Origin of the sequence: Faecalibacterium sp. OF03-6AC, assembly GCF_003478175.1 — a bacterium.
Lineage (GTDB): Bacteria > Bacillota > Clostridia > Oscillospirales > Ruminococcaceae > Faecalibacterium > Faecalibacterium taiwanense.
Genome location: NZ_QUEN01000003.1, coordinates 31,791 through 44,082 on the forward strand (window position 1 = coordinate 31,791; position 12,292 = coordinate 44,082).

Consider the following 12,292-nt stretch of genomic DNA (forward strand, 5'->3'; position numbering starts at 1 on the left):
AGCCCTTGCCGGAAATTTTCTGGCAGGGGTTTTATATGTGTCTACAAAAAGTTAACAAAAGAAATTACAGAAAAATTACAAAATCCTATTGCAAAATGGTTTCAAAAGAGTTACAATATGGTTACAGCAAGGGCACAAGCCCAGCTGAGTGTGAAATCTTTTTCTTCTTGTTTTTTTGGGATATCGGGCACAGGTTCTCCTCCTCCGGCTGTTCTCCTTCACAGTCGTGATCCATGTGCCGCACAGGCGGTATCCCGCTTCGTGTGCAAAAAAGCTCGTCCGTTCTGGACGAGCTTTTTTGCATCCATAAATCACGCAAAAACCGGCTTCTCATGCGGGAAAGTATGACCTTACGCCATTTTGGTGGGCAATTTGCCTGTTTTTCTGCAAAGGACATTTACAAAGTTTGGCGCGGCGGGGGTTTGTATTCCGGCTGGCTTTGTGGTACAGTATATACAATCAATTTATAGGTTGCAAACATGAATCCGATTGATGTTGATGCGTTAAGAGAAAAGGAGTTTGAACATGGCTTATTTCTATAAAGAACCTTCCCGCACTTTCGGTGAATATCTGCTGATCCCCGGCTATTCCTCTGCAGAGAATATCCCCACAGCTGTCAGCCTCAAGACCCCGCTGGTCAAGTACCGCAAGGGCGAGGAGGAGTGCCCCCTGCAGATGAATATTCCCATGATCAGCGCTATCATGCAGGCGGTCTCTGGCGATAAGCTGGCCATTGCACTGGCCCGTCAGGGCGGCGTGTCCTTCATCTACGGCTCTCAGAGCATTGAGAACGAGGCCGCCATGGTGCGCCGCGTCAAGAGCTTCAAGGCCGGTTATGTCGTGTCCGATTCCAACCTGGCCCCCACTGCTACCCTGCACGATGTGCTGGAGCTGAAGGCACGCACCGGCCACTCCACCATTGCCGTCACTGCCGATGGCACTCCGGGCGGCAAGCTGCTGGGCATTGTTGCATCTCGTGACTACCGCATCAACCACACCCCGGATGATGCCCCTGTCACCACCTTCATGACTCCCATTGAAAAGCTGGTCACTGCACCGGAGAACACCTCCCTGCACGACTGCAACAACATCATCTGGGATAACAAGATCAACACCCTGCCTCTGGTGGATGCCGAGGGCAACCTGAAGTATATGGTGTTCCGCAAGGACTACGACTCCCACAAGAAGAACGCCAACGAACTGCTGGATAAGAACAAGAGCTATGTGGTGGGCGCCGGCATCAACACCCGCGATTACGCTGAGCGCGTGCCCGCACTGGTGGATGCCGGTGTGGATGTGCTGTGCATCGACTCTTCCGAGGGTTACTCCGAGTGGCAGAGCCGCACCATCGGCTGGATCCGTGAGCACTACGGCGATACCGTCAAGGTGGGCGCAGGCAACGTTGTGGATGCCGAGGGCTTCCGCTTCCTGGCCGAGGCTGGTGCAGACTTCGTGAAGATCGGCATTGGCGGCGGTTCTATCTGCATCACCCGCGAGACCAAGGGCATCGGCCGTGGTCAGGCTACCGCTGTCATCGAGGTGGCAAAGGCCCGCGATGAGTACTATAAGGAGACCGGCATCTACGTGCCCATCTGCTCCGACGGCGGCATCGTCCACGATTACCACATCACGCTGGCACTGGCCATGGGCGCGGATTTTGTGATGCTGGGCCGCTACTTTGCCCGCTTTGACGAAAGCCCCACGAATAAGGTGCGCATCAACGGCCAGTATATGAAGGAGTACTGGGGCGAAGGCTCCAACCGTGCCCGCAACTGGCAGCGCTACGATCTGGGCGGTTCCAGCAAGCTGAGCTTTGAGGAAGGCGTGGACAGCTACGTGCCCTATGCCGGCCCTCTGGCTGACGGTGTGCAGACCACTCTGTACAAGGTCAAGAGCACCATGTGCAACTGCGGCGCTCTGTCCATCCCGGAGCTGCAGCAGAAAGCAAAGCTGACCGTGGTTTCCTCTACCTCCATCGTTGAGGGCGGCAGCCACGACGTTGTGCTGAAGAATGCTACCCCCAATATCATCAACGGTTAACACGTTTGTTCTGAAAGCCGCCCGTGCTGTTTGTGTATGGGCGGCTTTTTCTTACCGGAAATCGACCGGGATTTTCCAAAAATGCTTGCACCGCTCTGCGTTTGGTGATATCATGATAGAAACGCACTGTCAAGACAGGCAGGCGCGCAAACCTTCCCACAGGTCAGAACGGCAGGGGACAGCAAGGAGCCTTTGCCGGGTGTAAAGAAGAGAGGATACTATTCATGGACGAAATCAAGGTTGTGCCTTATATTCCAGATGAGGACTACGACAACCCCGCAATGGTCGTGGATTTTTATGAATTTACAATGGCAAACTGCCTGTTCCTGCACGGATTCAAGGACACCACGCTGGTGTTTGATATGTTCTTCCGCAAGAACCCGGATACTCAGGGCTACTCCATCAGCGCCGGCCAGCGCAAGCTGACCCGCTTCCTGCTGAACTACCACTTCAATGCACAGGATATCTGGTGGCTGCGCACCAAGGGCATGAGTGAGGAATTCTGCGAGTATCTGCGCACCTATCAGTGGAAGGGCGACATGTACGCTCTGCCCGAGGGCACGGTGGCATACCCGCATGTGCAGATGGTGCGCATCGAGTGCGACCTCGTGGGCGCAATTCTGATCGAGACCTACCTGCTGCAGACCATGAACTTCCACAGTCTGATCGCCACCAAGGCTACCCGCGTCACCGGCCTGAACACCCACACGCCCCGCAGCGTGATGGAATTCGGCACCCGCCGTGCGCAGGGCGAAAGCGCTGGCAACGATGGTGCATATGCTGCTGTTCTGGGCGGCTGCGTGGGCACTGCCAACTGCTTGGCCGAGATGAAGTTCGGCGCGGAGGTCAAGGCTGTGGGTACCGTAGCGCACAGCTTCATCGAGTTCTTCCCCACGGAGTTTGATGCCTTCAAGGCCTTTGCCGATACCTACCCGGATTCGGTCAGTCTGCTGCTGGACACCTATAATATCATGGAGAGCGGTCTGCCCAACCTCATTAAACTGGACGATTACCTCATCGAAAAATACCCCAACGACCCGAACCGCCGCGTCAAGAGCGCCCGTATCGACTCCGGCGACCTGGCCCGCGGCTCCAAGCGCCTGCGCAAGGCACTGGATGCGGCCGGTAAGCCTTACATCAAGCTGGTGGCTTCCAATGGTCTGGACGAAAAGAAGATCGCCAACATGGAGCTGTATGAGCACGCCCATTTTGACTCCTACGGCGTGGGCGAAAATCTGATCACCTCTGCTTCCGACCCCGTGTTCGGCGGTGTGTACAAGTTGGTGGCAGTCAAGCAGCCGGACGGCAGCTACACTCCCAAGATGAAGTGCTCGGATTCCGCCAGCAAGGCCATCATTCCGGGCAAGAAGATGCCGTGGCGCCTCTACGATGAAAATGGTCAGGCCCAGTGTGACCTGATCGCCATGGATGATGAAGTCATCGAGGCGGGCAAGCCCGTCACGATGGTCAATCTGGACTCCGATGCCATCGAGCGCACCGTCACCATTACCCCCACCAAGGTCAAAAAGCTGCTGGTGCCGCATGTGCTGAATGGTCAGCTGGCCATTGAGCTGCCTTCGATCGCAGAGAAGAAGGCCTACATTGCAAAGCAGCTCACCGAGGAGACCTGGGAGAGCGAGCTGCGTCTGGAGTGCCCGCATAAGCACTATGTGAACATGACCCCGGCTGTGGCCGAGTGCCGTTCCAAGATGTATGCAGAGCTGCACGGCGGCAAGGTGTAAAATAAGCAAAATAAAAAGCCCCTCAAGCGTAAGCTTGGGGGGTCTTTTTATGCCGCCGACGGGGGTTGAACCCGTACTCTGTCTCCAGAAAGGGATTTTAAGTCCCTCGTGTCTGCCAATTTCACCACAGCGGCATACAACGCTAATAATAATACAATAGAATGGCTTCTTTGTCAAGAAAAAGCACGGAGCCCGTCTCTTCATCCTCCGTTCACGATTCATTTGTAAAAAGTGCTTTTTCTTTCCGTGGTTTCATGGTATAATAACCCTCAGATACGGTTTTCCGGGCCGTAGCCGCGTGCTTTGGCAGCGCGGCAGAAGAGGGCAGAGCGGGCAGCGTACCGCTCTGCTGGGGCAGTGCCCGCAAGATAGGGCGGGCGGGAAATACAAAAAGAGAGGCGAATCGAGATGTTGGATATGATCAAGTGCAGCACCGGCGGCGCATACTATGCCCGCGGTGAATGGGTGCCTGCAGACGGCGAAGCAAGCGCCGCACTGGCAGCAAAGGGCTTTGATGCCGCAGCCATCGAGAACGCAAAGACCGGCACCATGGCCTACAGCATTCTGCAGGCCCACAACACCAGCGGCGATGCCGAAAACCTGAAGATCAAGTTCGATGCCATGGCCAGCCATGACATCACCTTTGTGGGCATCATCCAGACGGCCCGTGCGTCCGGTCTGGAGAAATTCCCCATTCCGTATGTGCTCACCAACTGCCACAACAGCCTTTGCGCCGTGGGCGGCACCATCAATGAGGACGACCACCGCTTCGGCCTGTCCGCCGCCAAAAAATACGGCGGCATTTTTGTGCCCCCGCATCTGGCGGTCATCCACCAGTACATGCGCGAAAAGTTTGCGGGCTGCGGCAAGATGATCCTTGGCTCGGACTCCCACACCCGCTACGGTGCTCTGGGCACCATGGCCATTGGTGAGGGCGGCGGCGAGCTGGCAAAGCAGCTGCTGGGCCGCACCTACGATGTGGCCCGTCCGGGTGTTGTTGCAATTTATCTCACCGGCTCTCTGCCTGCAGGCTGCGGCCCGCACGATGTGGCCATTGCGCTGGTGGGCAAGCTGTTCAAGAGCGGCTATGTCAAAAACAAGGTGATGGAGTTTGTCGGCCCCGGCGTTGCGTCCCTGCGTCAGGATACCCGCAACGCCATCGATGCCATGACCACCGAGACCACCTGCCTGTCCTCCATCTGGGAAACAGACGAAACGACGCAGAAATTCCTTGCGGTGCATGGCCGTGCCGCCGACTATAAGAAGCTGGCTCCGGCCGACCTTGCTTATTACGACGGTGTGGTAGAGGTAGACCTTTCTGCCATCCGCCCCATGATCGCACTGCCCATGCATCCCTCCAATGCATTTACCATTGAAGAGCTGAACGCAAACCTTGAGGATATTCTCCATGCCTGCGAGCAGGATGTGCAGAAGTTGATCGGCCGCAAGGATGTCAGCCTTGACCTGTGCAGCAAGATCGAGAACGGTAAACTGCGTGTGGATCAGGGCGTGATCGCAGGCTGCGCAGGCGGTCTGTACGACAGCATTTATGAAGCTGCCTCCATCCTCAAGGGCCACACCGGCGGCTGCGGTGACTACGCCCTGAGCGTGTATCCCGGCAGCCAGCCCATCATGATGGAACTGGTGCGCACCGGAGTCATCCACGACCTGATGGCCAGCGGTGCCACCGTCCGCACTGCGTTCTGCGGCCCCTGCTTCGGCGCAGGCGACGTGCCCGCCAACGGCGCGCTGTCTATCCGCCATACCACCCGCAACTTCCCCAGCCGCGAAGGATCCAAGCCCGGCAACGGCCAGCTTTCCGGTGTGGCACTGATGGATGCCCGCAGCATTGCGGCCACCACGGCCAACGGCGGCATTCTGACCCCGGCTACCGATATCGACTATGATCCCACCGTGCCGGAGTATCAGTACGATCCTTCCAGCTACGATACCCGCGTGTATCAGGGCTTTGGCAAGGGCGATTACGATGCCCTGCTCAAGCTTGGCCCCAACATCAAGGACTGGCCCGAAATTGCACCGCTGGGCGATAACCTGCTGCTGAAGGTGGCATCTTACATCACCGACCCTGTCACCACCACCGACGAGCTGATCCCCTCCGGTGAGACTTCGTCTTACCGTTCCAATCCTCTGGGCCTGGCCGAGTTCACCCTCAGCCGCAAGGACCCGGAGTATGTGGGCCGTGCCAAGGCCGTGCAGGCCGAAGAAAAGGCCCGCCGTGCAGGCGAGGGCAGCGCCGAGGTGCTGGCCCAGCTGCACAAGGTGCCCGGCTGCGAAAACCTGACTTGGAACGATGTGCAGATCGCATCCACCATCTTTGCCGTCAAGCCCGGCGATGGTTCTGCCCGTGAGCAGGCGGCCAGCTGCCAGCGTGTGCTGGGGGCCGGTGCCAACATCGTTACCGAGTACGCCACCAAGCGCTACCGCTCCAACCTCATCAACTGGGGCATGCTGCCGTTGCAGCTGGTGGGCGCAACGCCCTTCGGTCTGGGCGACTATGTCTTTATCCCGAATGTCCGCGAGGCCCTCAAGGGCGACCTGCAGGACATCAAGGCCTATGTGCTGGGCGACACCGCAAAAGAGTTCAGCCTGTACATGGCCCCGCTGACCGCCGACGAGCGCAAGATCCTGGCCGACGGCTGCCTGATCAATTTCTATAAGCACTGATATGATAGAAGGCTTCCTCTTTGGGGGAAGCCTTTCTCTGGCTTTCTTGGGAGGTTCATTTTCCATGCCCGGCGATCTTCACAACCATTCCACCTGTTCCGATGGCTCTGTGCCCATCCACCGCCTGCCGCTCATGGCGGCGCGGGCGGGGCTGGACACCATGGCCATTTCCGACCACGACACCCTGCTCAGCGTGAACTACTGCTATGAGCACCCTGTACAGGACGGCGTGCGCCTGCTCCCGGCCACCGAGCTGACCGGCTATGACCATGAGCATAGGCATCGCGTGCACCTGCTGTGCTACTTCCCGGATCCGGAAAGCCGGGAGCTGAAGGAGCACTGCGACATCCTGCGCCAGCGCCGCAACGAGTGCGGCCTGCAAAGCGCAAAGGAGATCGAAGCGCTGTACCCGCAGTTCCGCACGGAACAGGCACTGGAATATGCAAAGGACAGCGGTGTGCTGTTCAAAAGCGGCATTATGGAAGCGCTGCACCAACTGGGGCTGTGCGATGCTGTGTACGGCAAGCTGTACAGTTATCTCTTTGGCTGGGAGCCGCGCGGTGTGGTGCTGCATCAGGTAAAGTATCCATCGGTGCAGGAAGTGATCGCCACGGCAAAAGCTGCCGGTGCGGTGCTGGTATTTGCACACCCGACCGTTTACAAGAGCATGCCGCTGGTGCGTCAGCTTGCCAAAGAGGGCATCATCGATGGCATTGAGGTGGAGCACCCCCGCAACAGCCCGGAGGACAGGGCCGAGTGTGCTGCTCTGTGTGAGCAGTATGGGCTGATCCATACCGGCGGTACGGACTTCCACGGTGCAAACCACAAGGTGCCGCACCCGGTGGGTACCTGTACCACGGCAGACGATCAGGTGGCCCGCATTCTGGAGCTGGCCCACAAGCGCCGCGGTATTGATGTGTGACCCGGTCACATTGACATTCCGGCACGCTGCTCTATAATAGAAGCAGACGATCTTCGTCGGGATTTCTGTCAAAAAGAGAGGATTTTGAACTATGAGCAAGGAATTCAGCTTCCCGAACAGCGGCACCTGTTCCAAGCAGACCAACTTTGTGCTGAACGATGACCACACCATTGCGTCCATGGAGGTCATTGGCGGCTGCAACGGCAACCTGAAGGGCATCTGCCGTCTGGTCAAGGGCATGAAGGCCGAAGATGTGATCGACCGCATGGAGGGCACGCTCTGCGGCTTCCGCAATACCAGCTGCCCGGATCAGATCGCCAAGAACCTGAAAAAGGCTCTGGCCGAAATGGACTGAAAAATCAAACAGCGAAGGGGGAGATGCCTGCGGGTATCTCCTTTTTGTTTTCCCATCCCGACAGAAAGAGATGTTTTTTTTCTGTGCTTCGGGGCTATACTTCTTGTGAAAACGAATTTCATCAGCAAGGAGCGGGCAAATGAGTATTTGGGAAAAACTTGGCTTTGGCGGGTACAAGGGCTTTTCGCACGAGTCGGATCAGCTGCTGCGCAGTGCGGTGGAGCTTGCCGGGAACCTTGGCTGCGAAAAAGCCGATACCGGCCATCTGCTGCTGGCGATCCTGCAGCAGGATCACGGGGCGGCAGCACGGTTTCTGGAGGGCAAGCAGATCCGGGAACCGGAGGTGCGCCGTCAGCTGGCCGAGAGCCGCCGCGCACCGGCTTTGCATCTGGATCGCTACGCTCTTGCGCCGGACCTCAAGCGCACCATGGATTACGCCATCATCGGGGCACAGAACGCGCACCTGAACCGGGCCGAGCCGGAACATCTGCTCTGCGCCATGCTGGAGGATGACGGCTGCACAGCAGGCATCCTGCTGGCATCCATGGGCGTGCAGCTCACAGATGCCGTGCGGGAGTGCCGCCAGCTGTCCGGGCAGTTCGTACTGCCGTATCAGACGCGGACCACGGTCAGTGCGCCGCGCGGCAGCCGCGCCAGTGATAAGTACTGCCGGGATCTGACCCGCCGTGCTGCGGAACGGGAACTGGACCCGGTGTTCTGCCGGGAAGCAGAGCTGGACCGCATGGTGGAGATCTTATGCCGCCGTCAGAAGAACAACCCCTGCCTTGTGGGGGAGCCGGGCGTGGGCAAGACCGCCCTTGCCGAAGGGCTGGCCCAGCGCATTGCCACGGATCGTGTGCCCCGTGCGCTCAAGGGCCGCCGTCTGCTGGCACTGGATATGGCCAGCCTTGTGGCGGGCACCAAATACCGCGGTGACTTTGAGGAGCGGTTCAAGAACCTGCTGGAAGAGCTGGTGCGGGACGGCAACTCCATCCTGTTCGTAGACGAGTTCCACACCATCGTGGGTGCCGGTGCGGCGGAGGGCGCCATCGATGCTGCCAGCATCTTAAAACCGGTGCTGGCCCGGGGCGAGATACAAATTATCGGCGCTACCACTACCGAAGAGTTCCGCACCCACATCCAGAAGGATGCCGCACTGGAACGCCGTTTCGGCAAGGTGCAGGTAGAGGAGCCTACGCCTGCGCAGGCGCTGGATATCCTCAATGGGCTTGCGCCGCGCTATGAGTGCTACCACAATGTCTGCCTTCCGCCGGAAGCGCTGCAGGCTGCGGTGGAGCTTTCGGTGCGATATCTGCCGGGGCGCTTTCTGCCGGATAAGGCCATCGACCTTGTGGACGAAGCCTGTGCGGCGGCACGCATCCGGGCCGAGCAGGCAAAGCAGTCAAAGCCCACGCTGATGCCGGACGATATCGCCCATGTGGTGGCGCAGGCCAGCGGTGTTCCGGTGGAGCGGGTAGGTGAGCAGGAGCGGGAACGGCTGGACAAGCTGGAAGAACGTCTCAACGCCGAGATCGTGGGCCAGAGCCGGGCTGTGGCTGCAGTGGCAGGTGCCATCCGGCGCAGCCGCACCGGTCTTGGCGAGCCGGGCCGGCCCATGGGTGCCATGCTGTTTCTTGGCCCCACGGGAGTGGGCAAAACGGCTCTTGCCCGGGCACTGGCGGTCAGCTGGTTCGGCAGCGAAAAAGCCCTGCTCAAATTTGATATGTCGGAGTATCAGGAGCAGCACACCGCTGCCCGGCTGCTGGGTGCGCCGCCGGGCTATTTGGGCCATGACGAGGGCGGACAGCTGACCGAAGCAGTGCGCCGCCGCCCTTACAGTGTGGTGCTGTTTGACGAGATCGAAAAGGCACACCCGGACATTCAAAACATCCTTTTGCAGATACTGGAAGATGGCCAGCTGACCGATGCCATGGGCCGCAAGGCGGATTTCCGCAACACCATCGTACTGCTCACCTCAAACCTCGGCGCACGTTTTTTGGCGGGTCAGAGCACGCCGCTGGGCTTTGCGGCGGGCAGCGAAGCCGTGTTTGAAAAGCAGTCTGCGCAGGCCATTGAGGAGGCAAAAAAGTGGTTCCGGCCAGAGCTGGCAGGCCGTCTGGACGAGATGATCGTATTCCGTCCGCTGGCCGACGACAGCCTGTGCGCCATTGCCGAAAAAATGCTGTGCCAGCTGGAGCAGCGTGCCGCCCGCAGCGGCTACCAGCTGCATCACACACCGCGGGTAGGGCAGGCGCTGGCAGCAAAGGCCCGCTCTGCCTACGGGGCCAGAGAACTGCGCCGCGCAGTGGACAGGGCAGTGGAGCAGGCACTTGCGGATCAGATCGCATCCGGCACGGCCTGCGTGGGCCAGCACTGGACAGCGGACTGCTCGGCGGATGGTGCTATCGTCCTGCGGGAGGACGAAACCGCAACACTGTAAAGCATCTGAAGCCCAAAATGACCGCCCTGAGTTACAAGACCCGGGGCGGTATTTTTTTGTCTGCAGGGGGCGGGCGGAAGCGATTCACGCAGGTTTTGGCGCGATTCACGCAGGTTTTGTTCTACTTTTTGCAAAAATATGGTATGCTTCCCTCAAAGCATACCCCCCCCCCGTAAATAAAACGAAACAAAAAGGAGAAAACTGTATGAAATTGCACAAGCTTATCCAGCGCGCTTCGGCGGCAGTTGTGGCCTCGGCCATGATACTGTCGGTGACACTGCCAACATTGGCTGCGGCCCCGGACGGAACGGGCAATGCCGCTGCGGCAGATATGTTAAGTTTGACGAACGGTACTGCCGCTTTGAGCGAGGAAGATGAAGGGCAAGATACCGGGATCACCGTCAACGACCAGAGGGTGCTTGTCAACAGTACCAAGGTCGATAATATCCGGATTCAGTATACAGGTGGCACGGATGTCAGCACCCTGACGATCCTGCAGGCAGTTGCCGGCGATCTGACGATCAAGGTAGATCCTACCATCGCGGGCTATGTTGATGTAGTGATGAAAACAGAAAGCGGTGCAGCTGTCGGCGGAAAACTGACCGTGACCGGTGCACACAACGTGACCATAACCGGTGAAACCATGGCGGCAGATCGAGCGGATATTGGCGATATCAGCGGTGATCTGACCCTGATCGCAACGGGTGAGGGCGGCATGGCGATCCGTCAGTGGATATCGGTCTGCGTTTCTTCTAATAGTGGCGAAAAGGCAATTTATGTCGGCAGCAACAGAGAAACGGAACAGTTTGAAAGCCGTATGGGGGATCCTTTCGTATGCCGCAGTTGGTATCCTTCGGAAGCTTATATCAGCGTCCGGAAAGCAACTACCTACCCGGTAACAGTGCATGGAGGAAAACTCAGTAACTCTGAGAATAACACGACCTTTTACAAAGGTGAAACTGTACGGGTGAAAACCTCCCGGCCAGAAAAGGGCCTGAAATTCAACCGCTGGTTTTTCCCGGCTGACGTAGAAACTACCGATGACCCGACAGGAACGGCCTTTTTCTTTACCATGCCAGACCATGCGGTGGAAGTGACGGCAAATTGGGAACTTTACACCGGCAGCGAACCGACGGTGTTCTGGGAATATTACACGTATAGCGGTTTGCTTACCCCGGATAATACTCCGCAGAATCCGGCTGACATGTCAAACATGACCGTTTCCTATGACTCTGCAAGCAGGGCATACACGGTCGACCTTAAGGACGATCTTTGGAGCTCGGTGGATTTCAAAGGCAACGAAAATCCGAACATCGAGGTCAAAGGTGAACTGGGAAATTCCGTCCATATTTCCGGTGCAAACAATGTAAGCATCGATATTGATTCCCAGGAGAGGAGAACAGATCTGAATGTGGATTGCGCCGGTACGCTGAGGCTGGAAAATAAAACCGGGAAATCTCCTCTGAAACTAAAACTGACCTATAAGCAGGCCGAAGGCGTGGGCTACACTGTGGTGCTGGACGGCGAAAAACTGGAAGAAGCGCCTGCTTATGAAAATGCCATCGTAAGCCTGAACGAGAGCCTGACCATTATCCCGGACATCTCGGACCCCATCCCGGATGATTCCGGTGCGGGCGGCGACAGCTCCGATGCCGCAGGGGCTCTTGTGGCAGCAGCTGTTGCGGGTGCTGCTGTCTTTGGCGGCTACACCATCATCACGGAACTGATGCTGCAGGATCTTCTGCCCGAGGGCGCGGCGATCCCCAAAAATCAGGCCCAGCTGGCAAAACTGGTCTGGCAGACGGCGGGTTTTCCGGAACCGGAAAATGCTTCTGCCTTTGCCAATATGACGGACCCCGAAACAGCCAAAGCTGCACAGTGGTGCGTGGAGCAGGGCTATTTGGATGCGGATTTCGATCCCGACAGATGGACCCCGAAATTCAAGGTCATCCAGACATGGAATAAGGCATTCCCCAAACAGTAAACATCCCCCCGAAGGGAGCGGAGACATCCGCTCCTTTTTTGTGCGTACGGGGCAGGGACATTGTGAGATTGGCTCTTGCATCCTTTTGGTTTTCTGTTATCATAGAAGCAACAGAATTGCAGGA

General features: G+C 57.8%; 7 protein-coding genes and 1 tRNA gene. 7 read left to right on the forward strand and 1 reads right to left on the reverse strand.

What is annotated here, in order from left to right; translation table 11 throughout:
* Window positions 1-525 precede the first annotated feature (525 nt).
* Both DXA66_RS04075 and DXA66_RS04080 read left to right on the forward strand, forming a co-directional pair.
* Complete coding sequence (locus DXA66_RS04075; RefSeq protein WP_118526963.1) at window positions 526-2,040, forward strand: IMP dehydrogenase; 1,515 nt, start codon at window positions 526-528, stop codon at window positions 2,038-2,040.
* Between the two features lie 224 nt (window positions 2,041-2,264).
* Window positions 2,265-3,782 (forward strand): nicotinate phosphoribosyltransferase, encoded by a 1,518-nt coding sequence (locus DXA66_RS04080; protein ID WP_118526964.1) that lies wholly within the window; start codon window positions 2,265-2,267, stop codon window positions 3,780-3,782.
* Between the two features lie 50 nt (window positions 3,783-3,832).
* Here DXA66_RS04080 and DXA66_RS04085 read toward each other — a convergent pair.
* A tRNA-Leu gene (locus DXA66_RS04085) sits at window positions 3,833-3,916 on the reverse strand.
* A 283-nt stretch (window positions 3,917-4,199) separates the two neighbouring features.
* Between DXA66_RS04085 and DXA66_RS04090 the strand changes: the two genes are divergently transcribed.
* The 5 genes from DXA66_RS04090 (at window position 4,200) to DXA66_RS04110 (ending at window position 12,168) form a co-directional block, all read left to right on the forward strand.
* Complete coding sequence (locus tag DXA66_RS04090) at window positions 4,200-6,467, forward strand: hydratase (protein ID WP_371288191.1); 2,268 nt, start codon at window positions 4,200-4,202, stop codon at window positions 6,465-6,467.
* Between the two features lie 64 nt (window positions 6,468-6,531).
* Entirely contained in the window at window positions 6,532-7,389 is an 858-nt protein-coding gene (locus DXA66_RS04095) for a PHP domain-containing protein (protein ID WP_118526966.1), read from the forward strand.
* Between the two features lie 91 nt (window positions 7,390-7,480).
* Complete coding sequence (locus DXA66_RS04100; protein ID WP_005937268.1) at window positions 7,481-7,744, forward strand: TIGR03905 family TSCPD domain-containing protein; 264 nt, start codon at window positions 7,481-7,483, stop codon at window positions 7,742-7,744.
* 139 nt (window positions 7,745-7,883) lie between these two features.
* The gene (locus DXA66_RS04105) at window positions 7,884-10,184 is read left to right on the forward strand and encodes an ATP-dependent Clp protease ATP-binding subunit (RefSeq protein WP_118526968.1); all 2,301 of its coding nucleotides are present in this window, start codon (window positions 7,884-7,886) and stop codon (window positions 10,182-10,184) included.
* Between the two features lie 205 nt (window positions 10,185-10,389).
* A complete protein-coding gene (locus tag DXA66_RS04110) occupies window positions 10,390-12,168 on the forward strand; it encodes a hypothetical protein (RefSeq protein ID WP_118526970.1) in 1,779 nt (592 codons plus the stop codon).
* Window positions 12,169-12,292 lie beyond the last annotated feature (124 nt).